The sequence below is a fragment of the Bradyrhizobium sp. SZCCT0148 genome (assembly GCF_018129985.1).
Classification (GTDB): domain Bacteria; phylum Pseudomonadota; class Alphaproteobacteria; order Rhizobiales; family Xanthobacteraceae; genus Bradyrhizobium; species Bradyrhizobium japonicum_H.
Map to the genome: position 1 here is coordinate 206,443 of NZ_JAFCKT010000002.1, position 17,332 is coordinate 223,774.

General features: G+C 64.6%; 15 protein-coding genes. 9 read left to right on the forward strand and 6 right to left on the reverse strand.

The features are described 5' to 3' along the window. From JQ580_RS09420 to xth, 3 genes are all read left to right on the forward strand, one after another. Complete coding sequence (locus tag JQ580_RS09420; protein WP_212279594.1) at window positions 1-2,481, forward strand: DNA translocase FtsK; 2,481 nt, start codon at window positions 1-3, stop codon at window positions 2,479-2,481. Between the two features lie 151 nt (window positions 2,482-2,632). Next, complete coding sequence (locus tag JQ580_RS09425) at window positions 2,633-3,385, forward strand: outer membrane lipoprotein carrier protein LolA (protein WP_212280219.1); 753 nt, start codon at window positions 2,633-2,635, stop codon at window positions 3,383-3,385. 199 nt (window positions 3,386-3,584) lie between these two features. Next, window positions 3,585-4,400, forward strand: coding sequence for an exodeoxyribonuclease III (xth, locus tag JQ580_RS09430; RefSeq protein ID WP_212279596.1), 816 nt, complete (start codon window positions 3,585-3,587; stop codon window positions 4,398-4,400). Between the two features lie 63 nt (window positions 4,401-4,463). On the opposite strand, the gene JQ580_RS09435 is transcribed toward xth, so the two are convergent. Then, window positions 4,464-4,907, reverse strand: a complete 444-nt coding sequence (locus JQ580_RS09435; protein WP_212279598.1) for a cyclic nucleotide-binding domain-containing protein — start codon at window positions 4,905-4,907, stop codon at window positions 4,464-4,466. Window positions 4,908-4,965: 58 nt separating this feature from the next. Beyond that, window positions 4,966-5,652, reverse strand: coding sequence for a response regulator transcription factor (locus JQ580_RS09440; protein ID WP_008142830.1), 687 nt, complete (start codon window positions 5,650-5,652; stop codon window positions 4,966-4,968). 201 nt (window positions 5,653-5,853) lie between these two features. Here JQ580_RS09440 and JQ580_RS09445 point away from each other — a divergent pair, with 201 nt between their 5' ends. Together JQ580_RS09445 and JQ580_RS09450 are read left to right on the forward strand one after the other, a co-directional pair. Beyond that, complete coding sequence (locus tag JQ580_RS09445) at window positions 5,854-6,423, forward strand: L,D-transpeptidase family protein (RefSeq protein ID WP_212280220.1); 570 nt, start codon at window positions 5,854-5,856, stop codon at window positions 6,421-6,423. A 6-nt stretch (window positions 6,424-6,429) separates the two neighbouring features. Beyond that, window positions 6,430-7,215, forward strand: coding sequence for a 2-keto-4-pentenoate hydratase (locus tag JQ580_RS09450; RefSeq protein WP_212279600.1), 786 nt, complete (start codon window positions 6,430-6,432; stop codon window positions 7,213-7,215). A 41-nt stretch (window positions 7,216-7,256) separates the two neighbouring features. On the opposite strand, the gene JQ580_RS09455 is transcribed toward JQ580_RS09450, so the two are convergent. Beyond that, window positions 7,257-7,946 (reverse strand): YggS family pyridoxal phosphate-dependent enzyme, encoded by a 690-nt coding sequence (locus tag JQ580_RS09455; protein ID WP_212279602.1) that lies wholly within the window; start codon window positions 7,944-7,946, stop codon window positions 7,257-7,259. A 108-nt stretch (window positions 7,947-8,054) separates the two neighbouring features. Here JQ580_RS09455 and JQ580_RS09460 point away from each other — a divergent pair, with 108 nt between their 5' ends. Beyond that, a complete protein-coding gene (locus JQ580_RS09460; RefSeq protein WP_212279604.1) occupies window positions 8,055-9,752 on the forward strand; it encodes a diguanylate cyclase domain-containing protein in 1,698 nt (565 codons plus the stop codon). Window positions 9,753-9,791: 39 nt separating this feature from the next. Here the strand turns inward: JQ580_RS09460 and JQ580_RS09465 are convergent, their stop codons facing one another. Next, the gene (locus JQ580_RS09465) at window positions 9,792-10,841 is read right to left on the reverse strand and encodes a GGDEF domain-containing protein (RefSeq protein ID WP_212280221.1); all 1,050 of its coding nucleotides are present in this window, start codon (window positions 10,839-10,841) and stop codon (window positions 9,792-9,794) included. Between the two features lie 192 nt (window positions 10,842-11,033). Here JQ580_RS09465 and leuS point away from each other — a divergent pair, with 192 nt between their 5' ends. The 3 genes from leuS (at window position 11,034) to holA (ending at window position 15,301) form a co-directional block, all read left to right on the forward strand. Next, window positions 11,034-13,670 carry a leucine--tRNA ligase gene (gene leuS, locus JQ580_RS09470; RefSeq protein ID WP_212279605.1) on the forward strand — a complete coding sequence of 879 codons (2,637 nt, stop codon included), beginning with the start codon at window positions 11,034-11,036 and terminating at the stop codon, window positions 13,668-13,670. Continuing rightward, window positions 13,657-14,208: an LPS assembly lipoprotein LptE gene (gene lptE, locus JQ580_RS09475; RefSeq protein WP_212279607.1), complete on the forward strand. Its 552-nt coding sequence runs from the start codon at window positions 13,657-13,659 to the stop codon at window positions 14,206-14,208. Before leuS ends, lptE begins: the two co-directional genes overlap by 14 nt. Window positions 14,209-14,272: 64 nt before the next feature. Then, window positions 14,273-15,301, forward strand: coding sequence for a DNA polymerase III subunit delta (gene holA / locus JQ580_RS09480; protein ID WP_212279610.1), 1,029 nt, complete (start codon window positions 14,273-14,275; stop codon window positions 15,299-15,301). 117 nt (window positions 15,302-15,418) lie between these two features. Here holA and JQ580_RS09485 read toward each other — a convergent pair whose 3' ends face one another. Next, window positions 15,419-16,306 carry a ParB/RepB/Spo0J family partition protein gene (locus JQ580_RS09485; RefSeq protein ID WP_162308832.1) on the reverse strand — a complete coding sequence of 296 codons (888 nt, stop codon included), beginning with the start codon at window positions 16,304-16,306 and terminating at the stop codon, window positions 15,419-15,421. 149 nt (window positions 16,307-16,455) lie between these two features. Beyond that, the gene (locus tag JQ580_RS09490) at window positions 16,456-17,310 is read right to left on the reverse strand and encodes a ParA family protein (protein ID WP_140481789.1); all 855 of its coding nucleotides are present in this window, start codon (window positions 17,308-17,310) and stop codon (window positions 16,456-16,458) included. Window positions 17,311-17,332: the final 22 nt, after the last annotated feature.

The window sequence follows — 17,332 nt, forward strand, 5'->3', positions numbered from 1 at the left end:
ATGAGCATGTCGGCAATCGAACGTGTCATTCCACTGGTCGGCCATCTGCCGCCCTCGATCCGCGAGGGGCTGGCGCGGCGCGTGCGCGAGCTCTCCGGCTTCGGCCTGATCGCGTTATCCGGCGTCGCCTCGGCAGCGCTGATGACTTGGTCGGTGCAAGACCCCAGCCTGAGCCACGCAACCTCAAGGCCGATCCGCAACATCCTCGGTTATGCCGGTGCGATCGGCGCCGACCTTGCCATGCAGATCCTCGGGCTCGGCGCCATCATGCTGGTCCTGACCGTCGCGGTCTGGGGCTGGCGCATGATGACCCACCGGCCGTTCGACCGCGAGGCGCTGCGGCTCGGCTGCTGGATTCTCTGCACGGTGATCGCGGCAGGCTTCGTCAGTTGCTGGCCGCATGGCGGCGCGTGGCCGCTGCCGACCGGCCTCGGCGGCGTGGTCGGCGATGCGCTCGTGCGCGCGCCCGCAGTGATTTTCGGGCCGGCCGGTACGATCTATCGCATCGTGCTGGGAACGATCCTGTTCGCCGCGATGGCCGCGACCTTCCTGATCGCATGCGGTCTTGGCGCACGCGAGCACGACGACGAGCTTTCGGAGATCGAGGACGACGACAAGCCGCTCGACGAGGACGAGGAGAACGATCGCGGCTCGGTGTCGCTGGGCTGGCTGTTCCACGCGCTGATGAGCACGAAGGCGCGGCTGATCTGGCTGTGCGGTGCCGCCTACCGCTCGCTGGTCTCGAGCGGCCCGAAGACCAAGGGCGCCGCGTTCAGCCGCCAGGAGCCGAATCTCGGCGGCGGCCGCGCCGCACCGTCGATCTCGCCGCAGTCCGAGGACGAGGATTACGAGAACCAGCACGAAGAAGAGGACGACGAGGAGGAGGAAGAAGAGCAGCCCGCCGCCCGCGCCCCGCGCAAGAAGGCCGCGCCGAAGACCCCCGCCAAGAAGTCCTCCGACAAGTTCGAGCTTCCATCCGTCTCTGTGCTGGCCGCGCCCAAGGCCGGCGATCGCCAGCCGCTCAGCAAGACCGAGCTCGAAGCCAATTCGCGTTCGCTCGAAGGCGTGCTGCAGGATTTCGGCGTGCGCGGCGAGATCGTCAAAGCCAATCCGGGCCCCGTCGTCACGCTGTACGAGCTCGAGCCCGCGCCCGGCATCAAATCGTCGCGCGTGATCGGACTTGCCGACGACATCGCCCGTTCGATGAGCGCGCTGTCGGCGCGCGTCGCCGTCGTGCCCGGCCGCAACGCCATCGGCATCGAGTTGCCGAACGCACATCGCGAAAAGGTCTATCTGCGCGAGTTGCTGATCGCCAAGGAAACCGTCGACACGGTGGCAAAGCTGCCGCTCTGCCTCGGCAAGACGATCGGCGGCGACCCCGTCATCATCGACCTCGCGCGCACGCCGCACATGCTGATCGCCGGCACCACCGGCTCCGGCAAATCGGTCGCCATCAACACCATGATCCTCAGCCTGGTCTACCGGCTGCGCCCGGACCAGTGCCGCCTGATCATGGTCGATCCCAAGATGCTCGAACTCTCCGTCTATGACGGCATTCCCCATCTGCTCACGCCCGTCGTGACCGACCCGAAGAAGGCGGTGGTCGCGCTGAAATGGGCCGTGCGCGAGATGGAGGAGCGTTACAAGAACATGGCCAAGCTCGGTGTGCGCAACATCGACGGCTACAACACCCGCCTGCTCGAACTCAAAGCCAAGGGCGAAGAGCCGACGCGCACGGTGCATACCGGCTTCGACAAGGAAACCGGCAAGGCAATCTACGAGGAAGAGAAGCTCTCGCTCGATCCGCTGCCCTACATCGTCATCATCGTCGACGAAATGGCCGACCTGATGATGGTTGCCGGCAAGGACATCGAAGGCGCTGTCCAGCGTCTCGCGCAGATGGCCCGCGCGGCCGGCCTGCACGTCATCCTCGCCACGCAGCGTCCGTCGGTCGACGTCATCACCGGCACCATCAAGGCGAACTTCCCCACCCGCATCGCCTTCCAGGTCACGTCCAAGATCGATAGCCGGACCATTCTGGGCGAGATGGGCGCGGAGCAGCTGCTCGGCCAGGGCGACATGCTCTACATGGCCGGTGGCGGCCGCATCAGCCGCGTGCACGGACCCTTCGCCTCCGACGATGAAGTCGAGAAGGTGGTGCGCCACCTCAAGACGCAGGGCCAGCCCGAGTATCTCGAAGCCGTTACCGCCGAGGAGCCGGCCGAAGACGAGGACGGCGGCGCCGTGTTCGATGCCAGCGGCATGGGCGCGGATGGCGGCGGCGATTTGTTCCAGCAGGCCGTCGCGATCGTCAAACGCGACCGCAAGGCCTCGACCAGCTACATCCAGCGCCGCCTGCAGATCGGCTATAACCGCGCCGCATCGCTGATGGAGCGCATGGAACTGGAAGGTATCGTCGGACCTGCCAACCATGCGGGCAAGCGCGAGATTTTGGTCGAGGAAGAAGACAGCCATATGTGAGGCGGGAGCCTCGAGACATCATTTCACGCGAAATCGTTATCTGCTTTTGCCCGAAATCACGCTAAAAGACGCCCAGCCACGTTAGGACGACGCGTTGATCAGACATTTGAACATTCGATTCGCCGCCACCATCGCTGCGCGAAGCGCGCGCGTGGCCGGCGTGCTTCTCGTCACCGCCGCGATGGTGACCGCATCGTCATTCGCGCAGAACGTGCCGGTGCCGAAACCCGCGCCGAAGGGCCGCGATGGTGGAGCCTCCGGCGGCCCGGCCGTCACAGGGGCGACCCAGACACCGCCGAATCCGGTCATTCCGGATCCGCGCCGCAACGTGCCGAGCAGCATCTTCCAGACCTTCGATGCCAACCAGAAGGCGCAGGCGGCCAAGGTCAGTGCCTACCTGTCGTCGCTGTCGACGCTGGTCGGGAATTTCGTCCAGGTCGGTCCCGACGGCAGCAAGACGCAAGGCGATTTCTACATCCAGAAACCGGGCAAGGTGCGGTTCGAATACAACGCGCCGAGCCCGATCGACATCGTCGCCGATGGATCTTCACTGGTGGTGCGCGACCGCAAGCTCGCGACCCAGGACGTCTATCCGCTGTCGCAGACGCCGCTGCGCTTCCTGCTGTCGGATCGCATCGACCTCATGAAGGACACCAACGTCGTCAACGTCTCGGCCGACGACGTTTTCATCAGCGTCACCATCGAGGAGAAGCAGGCACTGGTCGGCACCAGCCGGCTGCTGCTGATGTTCGGCGCCAAGGACGGCCAGTTGAAGCAGTGGACCGTCACCGATCCGCAGGGCTACGACACCACGATCGCCGTCTACAATCTGGACTCGAGCAAGAAGCTCGATCCGGGCATGTTCAAGATCGATTTCACCAATTACGGCCCGGCGCCGGGCTAAGGGCTCGTGTCCCGCCCGCGGCGCTGAGCCGTGACACAGAGGGCCGCGAGATGGGCCCCAGCTCTGCAGCGCGTCCCTTCGTGCCGCGCGGCGTGCGGAGGCTCGAGAGAATTCGTCCCTACATTGATAGCTAAAAGGCGGTGGGCACGGCGCTTTGCGCCTTTGCCCCCCTATAGGAGCTTGCTAAGACGCATCCCTCATGCGTTTTTCCCTGACAACCTGGAACATCAATTCGGTGCGGCTGCGCATCGATCTGGTCGCGAAGTTTCTCAAGAGCGCGCGGCCGGACGTGCTGTGCCTGCAGGAGACCAAGTGCATCGACGATGCGTTTCCGCTGAAGCGCTTCAAGCGGCTCGGCTACGAGCACGTCGCGCTGAACGGGCAGAAGGGCTATCACGGCGTCGCCATCGTCTCGAAGATTCCGTTCGAATCGACCGATATGCGCACCTTCTGCGACAAGGTGGATTCGCGTCACATCTCGGTCTCGTTCGGCGAGAAGGCCAATATTGCAAAGCCGCTGGTGGTGCATAATTTCTATGTCCCCGCGGGCGGCGACATTCCCGATCCCGCGCTGAACGAGAAGTTCGATCACAAGCTCCGTTTCCTCGACGAAATGAAGGCGTGCGAGCCGCTGCATCCGCGCGGCGAGGACCGCCACATCCTGGTCGGTGATCTCAACGTCGCCCCGCACGAGAACGACGTGTGGTCGCACAAGCAGCTTCTGAAGGTGGTCTCGCACACGCCGGTCGAAACCGAGAAGTTGAAGGCGGCGCTCGAAGCCGGCGAATGGGTCGACGTCGCACGCGACCGGATTCCGATGTCGGAGAAAGTCTACACGTGGTGGAGCTACCGCTCCGCCGACTGGACCGTCGGCGATCGCGGCCGCAGGCTCGACCACATCTGGGTCTCGCGCGCGTTGAAAGACGCGGTCAGCGATTTCAGGATCCTGCGCGACGCGCGGAGCTGGGAGCGGCCGTCGGACCACGTGCCTGTCACGGTGACGCTGGAGGTTTAGTCTCCGTCGTCATTTCCGGCGCAGGCGTAGCGCGAACCCGGAATGACGGACGGAAGGAGCTGGCTACGACGTCAGCTTCGCGCCCGCCATCAGGATGTCGCTGGCAATCTGGCTGGAGCGGACCGCGAATTCATCGCGCAGCCGGATCGCAGCCGCCGGATCGCTTTCGAGCACGCGTTGGAACAGGCTGCGCGCGACACGGATGACGGAGGAATGCTCCAGCGCGATCGCGCTCGAGGGCCGCTTCATCGGCACCACCAGCGCGAGCTCGCCGATCAGCGCGCCGGGACCCGCGATCATCTCGGCGCCGGCGCCGTCATCGACCCGGAAGGCGCCGCGCTGGACCACGAAGCCGGCATCGGCGTCATCGCCGAGATTGAACAGGGTGTCGCCGCGGACGAAGTTGCGCTGCTCGGAGCCGATCGCCAGCATGCGCAACGAGGCGTCTCCCAACAGGCGCAGTGTCGGGACTCGCTCGAGAAGCGCTACGTCGTCGTCGATTGACATTCAGATCCGAGGCTCAAGGGCATGCGATCTAAAACGATTCGCACGCCCTTCGAGCGTATCACGGCACCAGCTTGTAGCCACCGGCTTCCGTGACCAGGATTTCCGGATTGGCGGCGTCCTTCTCGATCTTTTGGCGAAGACGGTAGATGTGGGTTTCCAGCGTGTGGGTGGTGACGCCGGAATTATAGCCCCAGACCTCCTGGAGAAGGGTCTCGCGCGAGACCGGCATCTGGCCGGCGCGGTAGAGGAAGCGGAGGATCGCAGTCTCCTTCTCCGTGAGCCGCACCTTGCGCGCATTGGCGGCGGTGAGCATCTTGGAGCCGGGCCGGAAGGAGTAGGGGCCGACCGAGAACACCGCGTCCTCGCTGGCCTCGTGCTGGCGCAGCTGGGCGCGGATGCGGGCCAGCAGGACGGCGAAACGGAAGGGCTTTGCCACATAGTCGTTGGCGCCGGATTCGAGCCCCAAAATCGTGTCGGAATCAGTGTCGTGCCCGGTCAGCATGATGATCGGGGCCTTGAAGCCGCCTTTGCGCAGGGAGCGGACCACCTCGCGGCCGTCGGTGTCGGGCAGGCCGACATCCATCAGGACCAGATCGGGGGAATTGGCCTTTGCGGCGCTGGCGCCCTTGGCGCCAGTATCGACGGCGGAGGCTTCGAATTCTTCGTGCAGCGATAATTGCTCCACCAACGTATCGCGCAGATCGGTATCGTCATCCACGATGAGGATCTTGCGGGCATTGGCCATAGGGGGTCATCCTTTTAGAGTCCGACTCGGCGCGCATGCATGCTGCACCCAATCGGGAGGGGAAGTTTAGGTCGCCGTTATTATTGTTATTCGTGTTGAAGTAGTGGGCTGTTACCGATTCACAAGCCGGAAGCACTCTAACTCAGAATAGCAGGCCGGTCCGATGAATGTCCTGTAATGAATTCGACATTGCACGTTGATATGAAAAATAAAGCAGCTTCAGCTAGTTACACCGCCAATCGAAGGGCCGGACCGCTGTCCGCGATCCGCGTTAAGCCTGCGGCCGGGAATCCGCGCCGGGGCTGGCTGTCGGCGGGGACGCTGACCATTCCGGTGGCACTGGGCCGGGGCGGCATTCTCGCCAACAAGCGCGAGGGTGACGGCGGCACCCCGAGGGGCAGCTTCCGTCCCAGACGCCTGTGGTGGCGGGGCGACCGGCATAGCCGGCCCCAGACCTTCCTCCCGGCCCGGATCATCACCGGCGAGGACGCATGGTGCGAGGACCCCAAAGACCGGCATTACAACAGGGAAATCCGGCTCGGCGCGGGGCAGGGCGGCGACCGGGTCAAGCGGGCCGACCATCTCTATGACTTCATTGTCGAAATCGACCACAATACCAGGCCGCGCATCGCCGGCCGCGGCAGCGCGGTATTTCTGCACCTGGCCCGCGACAATTTCGGCCCGACCGCGGGCTGCGTCTCGATGGCGAAATCTGCGATGCTGCAATTGCTGCGACGATTGGGACCAAGAACAAGAATCATCATCGGGTAAGGGCACATGCTGGACGGTGATCAGATCGCGGCCGCCGCGCGCGTGCTCGTTCAACATTGGCGCGACGGCACCAAGCTTGACGCGCTCGAGCCGGGGTTGCGGCCGCAGAGCCGCACTGAGGGCTACGCCGTTCAGGCGGCGCTCGAAACATTGTCGCGCGGGACATTGTTCGGCTGGAAGATCGCGGCCACGAGCGTATCGGGACAGAAGCACATCAATGTCACGGGACCGCTGGCCGGTCGCATCATGAGCGACACCGTGATCGCCGATGGCGGCACCGCGTCGATGAAGGGCAATGAAATGCGCGTCGGCGAACCGGAGTTCGCCTTTCGCATGGGACGCGATCTGCCGCCGCGCGCAACGTCCTACACTGTGGAGGAGGTGCTCGCCGCGGTCGATACCTTCCATCCTGCAATCGAGATTCCCGATTCGCGCTTTGCCGATTTCACCAGAGCTGGCGAGGCGCAGCTGATCGCCGACAACGCCTGCGCGCATCTGTTCGTGCTGGGCGCGGCGACGACTGCGAACTGGCGTGCGATGGATCTCGTCGAGGAACGGCCACAGATCACGCTGCGCGGCGAGCGCTACGTCGGCCACGGCAGGAACGTGCTCGGCGATCCCCGCGCCGCGCTCGCCTGGCTTGCCAACGAGCTGCGCGGTCTCGGACTTACCTTGCGGGCAGGGCAGGTGGTGACCACAGGCACGTGCCATCCACCGCTGCCGATCCAGCCCGGCGATCATTTCGCGGCGGACTTTGGCGTGCTCGGGAAGGTGTCGGTGGGGTTCGCGTAGGCCCGGCCCTCCCGCCGCTGCGTCCGCAGCGACGACAGAAACTACCGATGCCCGAAGATCGCACTCCCCACGCGAACGTGGGTGGCACCCAGCATGATGGCGTTGGCGAAATCCGCGCTCATGCCCATCGACAGATTGGTCAATCCGTTGCGCGCGGCGATCTTGGCGGTCAGCGCAAAATGCGCCGCCGGCGGTTCTTCGACCGGCGGGATGCACATCAATCCGGAGATGGTCAGCCCATAGGTATCGCGGCAGCTGGCGAGGAAGGCGTCGGCCTCGCCAGGGGCGACGCCGGCCTTCTGCGGCTCCTCGCCGGTGTTGATCTGGACGAAGAGTTGCGGATGCTTGTTCTGGGATTCGATTTCCTTGGCTAACGCCTGGCAAATGCTCGGGCGGTCGACCGAATGGATGGCGTCGAACAGCGCGACCGCCTCTTTCGCCTTGTTGGACTGCAGCGGTCCGATCAGGTGCAGCTTGATGCCCGGGTAAACCGACGTTAACGCGGGCCACTTGCCTTTGGCCTCCTGCACCCGATTCTCGCCGAAAACGCGCTGCCCGGCGTCGATAACCGGGATAATTGCATCCGCGTCGAAAGTCTTGGACACCGCGATCAGCGTCACCGAGGCGCGATCGCGTCGCGCATCCTTGCAGGCGCGGGCGATTTCGGCTTCGACCGCGACGAGCGCGTTTGGTGAATGGCCGGTTACCGGCGCGGCGTTTTCATCTGTCATGAGTCGATTGATTAAGGTCGTAACCTGGGTAAGTCCAATTTTACCGAGTTCAAGAAAGAGTTTTTGAACCCTTCGCTTTACCTTGGCCGACGGGGTGGGGTAGCGAAGATGGCAAGCGTCAGTTTCAACCGCAGGCGAGCGAAACTCAAGCAGGTTCTCGGAATCCGGGCGCGCCTTGCGCTACTCGCGGTGATTCTGGTGGCGCCCTTGATGCTCGAGCGCATCCGTTCGCTGGAAGACACCCGCACGCGGCAGATCGCGCAGGCCACGGCTGAATTCAACACCGTCGCAAGACACAGCGCCGATGCGCAGCGCGAGGTAATCTCGTCGGTCGAGACCATCCTGAAATCGGAGGCCTTCATTCGCGCCTCCGCCGGCGGCGTCAGCAAGAGCTGCGATGTGCTGCGCGCGAGCCTGCCGTCGAATCTGCCCTGGATCCGCACGCTCCTGATCGCGGGCGCAGACGGGCGCATCCAGTGTGCGACGAACAACATGTATGTCGGCCTCGACCTGAGCGACCGACCCTACTTCCAGCAGGCCCAGACGAGCGGCCGCTTCGTGCTGAGCGATTTCATCCTGTCGCGGCCGGTGCAGACGCCGACCGTGATGGCGGCCTATCCGGTATCTGCTTTCAGCGGCACATCCGACGCGGTCGTGCTCGCCACGGTCAACCTCGACTGGATGTCGAAGGTCATGAACAATCTCGGCGGCCGCGCCGGCATCACTGCCGTGCTGGTCGACAGCGCAGGCACCGTGCTGGCCGCGCCGGCCGATCAGCACAGTGCGGTCGGCCGTCCGCTCGACAACATGCCGCTGATGTCGGCGATTGCCGACAGGGCGCTCCGTTCCGACCAGGATGAAGGCTCATTGTCTTTCCTCGCCGCCGACGGCTCGCGCCGCGCGGTCAGCTACATCCGCATCTCCGGCACCAATGCCCGCCTGATCGCCAGCATCGACGAAGACAAGGTGTCCGCGGCGGTCAACCGCGACATCCGTACCGCCTATCTCCAGCTCGGTTTCGTCGTCGTGTTCGTCCTGCTCGGCGCGCTGATCGCCGCCGAGAAGCTCGTCATCAAGCCGATCGAGATGCTCGCCGACATGGCCAAGCGTCTCGGCGAGGGCGATCTGTCGGCCCGCGCGGCGCGCAACCGCCTGCCGGCCGAGTTCGTGCCGCTGGCCCGCGCGTTCAACGCAATGGCGGCGCAGCTCAGCCAGCGTGAACGCGAGCTGATCGCGAGCAACGACCGGCTGACGGTGATGGCCTCGATCGACATGCTGTCGGGGCTCAACAATCGCCGCGGCTTCCAGAGCCGGCTCGACTTCGAATGGATGCGCGCGCAGCAATATGGCAGTGACCTCGCGCTGCTGATGATCGACGTCGACCACTTCAAGCTGTTCAACGACACTTATGGCCATCTCGAAGGCGATTCCTGCCTGACCCGGCTCGGCGAATCCCTGTCCGGCATCGCTGCCGACACGATGGGTTTCGCGGCGCGCTATGGTGGCGAGGAGTTCTGTCTGCTGCTGCCGAACACCGACGTGAACCGCGCCGTCGAGATCGGCGAGCAGGTGCGCGCGGCCGTGCTGAGGCTGTGCCTGCCGCACATCACCTCGGCCCACATGATCGTGACCGTCTCGATCGGCGTTGCCGCAGCGAAGCCCAACGAGGCCTTGCGTCCGGGCGACCTCATCGAAGCTGCCGATGCCGCGCTCTATGCCGCAAAACACCGCGGCCGCAACAAGGTCGTCGAGCACGGCGTACAGGCGGTCGAGACCGGCGCCTCGGAAATGATGATGGCGGGCTGATCGTCAGCCAAGGCCGACGTCGCCACGCCCCGCAACAGTCTAACCCTTAGACCCCGCGCGATCGAGCTCGATCTCGGTCACCACGCGATTGCGGCCGCTGCTCTTGGCGAGATAGAGGGCGCGGTCGCAGCGCTCGATGAGGTCGGCGATGGCTTCGCCGGCCCGGTATTGCGCCACGCCGATCGACACGCTGATGCTTGGCAGGACCTCGCCGGTCGAGCGGCGCGTGATCGTGCACTCCGCAAGCGCGTGCCTGATGCGCTCGGCGAGAGCGGCACAGGTGGCGAGATCGGCATCCGGCAGCACCGCGATCAGCTCCTCGCCGCCATAGCGCGCCGGGAGATCTTGCTCGCGAACCTTTTCGCGCAGCACCTTCGCCATCAGGCGCAACACCTGGTCGCCGACGCCGTGGCCGAAATTGTCGTTGAAGGCCTTGAAGTGGTCGATGTCGAGCATCAAGATGCTGAGCGGTTCGCCCCACGCCGCAGTCGCCTGCGCCTTGCGCAGGAATTCGTCGAGCGCCCGCCGGTTTGCGAGACCGGTCAGCGTGTCGGTTCGGGCGCGCTCCTCCGACCTCGAGAGCGAGTCGCGGATGACATCGAGCTCGCGGGTCTTTTCCGCAAAGCCCGCTTCCAGCCGTGTCGCCCGCGTGGCGGCCCGCGCCAGCTCGGTCATGAGCTGGGCGACCAGCGCCTTCGGATCGACGCCGGCCTTGCCTTGGTCCGCCACCTCGCTGATGACCTGCATCTGCGAATGGTTGTCGGCGATCGCGGTCGTCAGAAATTCCTTCGCGGTCCCCATCAGCGCCTGCAGCCGCTCGGACGTATCGACCACGGCGGCGGCACTCACCTGGGGTGCGACATAGGTCTTGAACAGGTCCTGATTGGTCCTGGTGTCGAACGGACGGTTGTGGTCGATCAAAAGATCAATGGCGTTGCGCAGATCGTCATGGCCGCCCGCGAAATACAGGAACCAGACAGCAAAATTGGCCGGGGTCGGCGCAATCCGCTGTTCGGCCATGCTTCGCATCGCCCGTCCGGCGACGGACGCGGCATAGTCATAATCGGGTTCGTCGAAGCTGGAATCCATCGTGCTCATGCGGTCTCGTTGGGCCGCAAATTGGCATCGAGCCCTTAATCCCACCCCAACGTGGGCCCTCGTAGTTATGCGGAGACGCCGGACAAAGTTCCAGATCGCGGCAACCCATTGACCCCTTAAGGACTTCTATGGCCTAGTCCGCCGTCTTGAGACGGCCGAACCCACGAAAACCCCAACGATTCCATGACCTCCGAACGCTATAACGCCCGCGACGCCGAACCGCGCTGGCAACGCCTCTGGGACGAACAGGCGATCTTCGTCTCCAAGAACGACGATTCGCGGCCGAAATACTACGTGCTGGAGATGTTTCCCTACCCGTCCGGGCGCATCCATATCGGCCATGTCCGCAATTACACGCTTGGTGACGTGCTGGCCCGCTTCATGCGCGCCAAGGGGTTCAACGTGCTGCATCCGATGGGCTGGGACGCCTTCGGCCTGCCGGCCGAGAATGCCGCGATCGAGCGCAAGGTCGCGCCGAAGGCCTGGACCTACGACAACATCGCCGCGATGAAGAAGCAGCTCCGCTCGATCGGGCTGTCGCTGGACTGGTCGCGCGAATTCGCGACCTGCGACCCCAGCTACTACAAACATCAGCAGAAGATGTTTTTGGACATGCTCGCCGCCGGCCTCGCCGAGCGTGAGAAGCGCAAGCTGAACTGGGATCCGGTCGACACGACCGTGCTTGCCAACGAGCAGGTGATCGACGGGCGCGGCTGGCGCTCCGGTGCCGTCGTCGAACAGCGCGAAATGAGCCAGTGGGTCTTCAAGATCACGAAGTACTCGCAGGAGCTGCTGTCCGCGCTCGACGGGCTCGATCGCTGGCCTGACAAGGTGCGGCTGATGCAGCGCAACTGGATCGGCCGCTCGGAAGGCCTGCTGGTCCGCTTCGCGCTGGATCAGGCGACGACGCCCGCCGGCGAGAGTGAGCTGAAGATCTTCACGACGCGCCCGGACACGCTGTTCGGCGCAAAGTTCATGGCGATCTCGGCGGATCATCCGCTGGCGCAGGCAGCCGCCGCGAAGAACCCGAAGCTTGCCCAATTCATTGCCGACATCAAGAAGATCGGCACCGCGCAGTCGATCATCGACACTGCGGAAAAGCAGGGTTTCGACACCGGTATCCGCGCGGTCCATCCGTTCGACCCGAGCTGGAAGCTGCCGGTCTATGTCGCCAATTTCGTGCTGATGGAATACGGCACCGGTGCGATCTTCGGCTGCCCGGCGCACGACCAGCGAGACCTCGATTTCGTCAACAAATACGGCCTCGGCAACATTCCGGTGGTCTGCCCCGAAGGCCAGGATCCCAAGACGTTCGTCATCACCGACACCGCCTATGACGGTGATGGCCGCATGATCAATTCTCGCTTCCTCGACGGCATGACGATCGAGCAGGCCAAGGACGAGGTCGCCAGGCGGCTGGAAAGCGAGCTGCGCGGCAACGCGCCGGTCGGCGAGCGTCAGGTGAATTTCCGGCTGCGCGACTGGGGCATTTCGCGCCAGCGCTATTGGGGCTGTCCGATTCCCGTCATCCATTGTCCGAAATGCGATGTGGTGCCGGTACCGGATGCCGACCTGCCCGTGGTGCTGCCGGAGGATGTGAGCTTCGACAAGCCGGGCAACGCACTCGACCATCACCCGACCTGGAAGCACGTGTCTTGCCCCAAATGCGGCGGCAAGGCCCAGCGCGAAACCGACACCATGGACACCTTTGTGGACTCGTCCTGGTACTTTGCGCGCTTCACCGATCCCTGGAACGCGAGCGCGCCGACGACGCCCGCGGTGGCCAACCGGATGCTCCCGGTCGACCAGTATATCGGCGGCGTCGAGCACGCGATCCTGCATCTGCTCTACAGCCGCTTCTTCACCCGCGCGATGAAGGCGACCGGGCACCTCGCGCTGGACGAGCCGTTCGCCGGCATGTTCACGCAGGGCATGGTGGTTCACGAGACCTACCAGAAGGCTGACGGCACCTATGTGCAGCCGGCCGAGGTCAAGGTCGAGGTGGGCGGTAACGGACGCCGCGCAACGCTGCTGACGACGGGCGAAGACATCCAGATCGGCCCGATCGAGAAGATGTCGAAGTCGAAAAAGAACACGGTCGACCCCGACGACATCATCGAGACCTACGGCGCCGATGTCGCCCGCTGGTTCATGCTGTCGGACTCCCCGCCCGACCGCGACGTGATCTGGAGCGACGAGCGAGTCCAGGGCGCCTCGCGTTTCGTGCAGCGGCTGTGGCGGCTGGTGAACGATTCCGTCGAACTCGGCAACGCCGCGCCGGCGACCCGGCCCGCCAGCTTCGGTCCGGACGCCACCGCCCTGCGCAAGGCCGCCCATGGCGCGCTCGACAAGGTCACCACCGGGATCGAGCGGCTGCACTTCAACGTCTGCCTGGCCCATATCCGGGAGTTCGCCAACAGCTTCTCCGAGATCCTGCAGCGACCCGGCCAGCCTGCGGGCCATCTCCCCCCGGATTTGGCTTGGGCGATCCGTGAAGCCAGCCAGATCCTGGTCCAGCTGTTCTCCCCGATGATGCCGCACCTCGCCGAGGAGTGCTGGCAGGCTCTCGGCCAGACCGGGCTGGTTTCAGAGGCCAATTGGCCGCAAATCGAACGCGATTTGCTGGTCGAAGACAGCGTGACCCTGGTGGTCCAGGTCAACGGCAAGAAGCGGGGTGATGTCACAGTTGCAACAGCGGCCCAGAATCCGGAAATCGAGGCTGCCGTTTTGGCGCTCGATGCGGTAAAGCTGGCCCTGGACGGCAAGCCCGTCCGCAAGGTGATCATCGTCCCCAAGAGGATCGTGAATGTTGTCGGCTAGGATCCGCATCGCAGCCCGCTTGCTGGCGGTTGCCGCCTTGGCGGCGCTGACGGCTGGCTGCTTCCAGCCGATGTATGCCGAGCGCGGCGACGGCCTGCCCGGCTTGCGCGAGAAGCTGATGGGGGTGGAGCTGCCCCCGATCAACAAGCCCAATGCCTCCCGCGAGGCCCGCGTCGGCGTCGAAGTCCGCAATGCTCTCGCTTTCAAGCTCTACGGCAGCGCAACGGGAATGCCGCCGACGCACCGCCTGGAGATCCGCTTTACGACCACCCGTTCGTCGCTGATCGTGAGCGCAACGACGGGACTGCCGACCAGCGAAAACCTCGGCATCGACGCCCAGTACAATCTGACCGAGGTCGCGACCGGCAAATCGGTGATGACCGGCACGACGTTCTCGCGCGTGTCCTACGACATGCCGGGCTCCTATCAGCGCTTCTCCCGCACTCGCGCCGTGCGCGACGCGGAGGATCGTGCCGCCAACGAGATCGCCGAGAACATCACCACCCGGCTCGCCTCGTTCTTCACCGCAGGCACCTAAATTCACTCCGTCATTTCCGGACGTGACGACATCGCGGGCCAGGCAATGACGTCCTTGAGGCCCGATGGTCGCGCTGCGTGGAAAAGAGATCGACGCCTTCCTCGCCCGCCCCGATGGGGGCCGTCCGATCATTCTGCTTTATGGTCCCGATGCCGGCCTGGTGCGTGAGCGCGCCGATGCGCTGATCGCCTCTGCCGTCGATGATCCCAACGATCCATTCTCGCTGGTCAAGCTCGACGGCGACGAGCTCTCCGCCGAGCCCTCGCGCCTCGTGGACGAAGCCATGACGGTGCCGCTGTTCGGCGGCCGCCGCGCCATCCGCATTCGCGCCGGCTCGCGCAGCTTTGCCAGCGGCATCGACACCTTGGCCGAAATGAACGTGAGGGATTGCCGCATCGTGATCGAGGCCGGCGAATTGCGCCCGGAATCGCCGCTGCGCAAGGCCTGCGAGCGCGCCAAGGCAGCCGTTGCGATCGGCTGCTATCCTGACACCGAGCGCGACCTTGCCAAGTTGATGGAGGACGAGCTCCGGATCGCAAATTTGCGCATCGCGCAGGATGCCCGCGCGGCGCTGATGTCGTTCCTCGGCGGCGACCGCCAGGCCTCGCGCAACGAGCTGCGCAAGCTGACCCTTTATGCCCATGGCAAGGGCGAAATCACGCTGGACGACGTGATGGCGGTGGTCGCGGACGCGTCCGAGCTCAAGCTCGACCCGATCGTCGACGGGGCCTTTGCCGGCCGTCCCGACATCGTCGAGACCGAATTCGCCAAGGCCATGATCGCCGGCACTTATCCCGGCGTCATCATCTCCGCCGCGCAGCGCCAGGCTGCGTGGCTGCACAAATCGGCGCTCGCGATCGCCGACGGCCAACCTGCTTCCGCCGTGCTCGACGGCGGCTATCCCCGCCTGCATTTCTCTCGCAAGGCCGCGGTCGAAACGGCACTGCGCAATTTCAGCGTGGCGCGGCTCGCCGCCATCATCGAGCAGCTCGCGACCGCGGCGCTCGACACCCGCAAGCAATCGACATTGGCCGCCGCCATCGCCCAGCGAACAATGATGGCGATCGCCGCGAACGCGAAGCGGCGGGGCTGAGCCTGCACTCAACCTACGTCATTGCGAGGAGCGCAGCGACGGCAATCCAGAGTCTCTCCGCAGAAAGATTCTGGATTGATTAGCTGCGCTCGCAATGACCTGGAGAGTGCGGAGAGCCTACAGCGCGCCCTTCGCCAGGCGCTTCATCACTTCGTCGAGCTGATCGAGGTTGCTGTAGCTGATCTGGACCGAGCCGCCGGGGTCGCGGTGATTGACGGTGACCTTGAGGCCGAGTGCGTCACTGACGCGCTTCTCGAGATCGATCGTGTCGGGGTCTTTTTCCTTGCCCCCGGTGGCGCGCGCCTTTTGCGGCTTGCGCTCCGGCACGCCCTCTTCATGCGCGAGTGCTTCGGCCTGGCGCACGTTGAGGCCCTCCTCGACGATGCGCTTGGCAGCCGCGAGCGGATCGGGCACGCCGATCAGCGCGCGAGCGTGACCGGCGGTCAGCTCGCCGGTCGCAATGAAGGCCTGCACTTCGGCCGGCAGCTTGGTCAGCCGCATCATGTTGGCGACGTGGCTGCGGCTCTTGCCGACGACTTTTGCAATGTCTTCCTGGCTGCGTTTGAACTCGTTGGCGAGCGCGTGATAGCCCTGCGCCTCTTCCATCGGATTGAGGTCTTCGCGCTGCACGTTCTCGACGATCGCGAATTCCAGCGCATCGCTGTCGCTGATGTCGACCGGAACGATAGGCACTTCGTGCAGGCCGGCCATCTGCGAGGCGCGCCAGCGCCGCTCGCCGGCAATGATCTCGAAGCGGTCCTGCGCACCCTTCACCGGGCGCACCACGATCGGCTGGATCACGCCGTGCTGCCTGATCGACTCGCTGAGCTCCTTCAGCTCGGTGTCCGAAAAGGTGCGGCGCGGATTGCGCGGATTGGCCTTGATGAACTCGATCGGCACCTTGCGCTGCGCGCGCGGCCGATCGACATGCTGAGCCTCGCCGCCGACATCACCGATCAGACTTGCAAGACCCCGGCCCAGTCGCGAACGCGCTTCGTCGGCCATCGCCAGCTCCCTTGGATTCACGCTGCAGCACTCCAGAACTCGTTTGAATCGTAGAGTGGGTTGGCCGAAGGCGGAACCCACCATTGTCAATTTCTGCGGAAGCAGAGGGTTACGCTTCGCGAAGCCACCCTACGGCTAGAACAGCGTCTTCAATGCGTGACGCGCAGCTCGCGCTCGCGCTGGATCACTTCAGTGGCAAGCCGCAAATAGGCTTCGCTGCCGACGCACTTGAGATCGTAGACCAGCACCGGCTTGCCGTAGGACGGCGCCTCCGAGATGCGTACGTTGCGCGGGATCATGGTCTTGTAGACCTTCTCGCCCATGAACTGCCGGACGTCGGCAACGACCTGGTTGGAGAGGTTGTTGCGCGAGTCGAACATGGTCAGCACGATGCCGTGGATCGACAGGTTCGGATTGAGCGTCGAGCGCACCTGCTCCACCGTCTGCAAGAGTTGCGACAGACCTTCGAGCGCGAAGAACTCGCACTGCAGCGGCACGAGTATCGCATCCGACGCTGCCATCGCATTCACCGTGAGCAGGTTGAGCGAGGGCGGGCAGTCGATCAGCACATAGGTGTAGTCGGCATCCGGCGAGACGTTGTTGTTGAGCGCACCGATCGCGTCGCGCAGCTTGAAGGCGCGGCCGGGCGTGGTGCCGAGCTCGAGCTCGAGGCCGGAGAGATCCATCGTCGAGGGTGCGATGTGCAGCCGCGGTACCGCCGTCGACACCACAGCTTCGCGCAGCGGGGCTTCCCCGATCAGGACGTCATAGGTCGAGCAGGAGCGGTTGCGGCGGTCGATGCCGAGGCCGGTCGAGGCGTTGCCCTGCGGATCGAGATCGACGATCAGGACGCGCTCGCCGATCGCGGCGAGTGCCGTGCCAAGGTTGATCGCTGTGGTTGTTTTTCCCACACCGCCCTTCTGATTCGCCAGCGCCAGGATGCGCGGATGGCCGTGCGGGACCTCGGACGTCTTCTCTTGCTGCGGCTCGTCAATCACGCTCATCGAAATTCCCCACTCAGCCCTG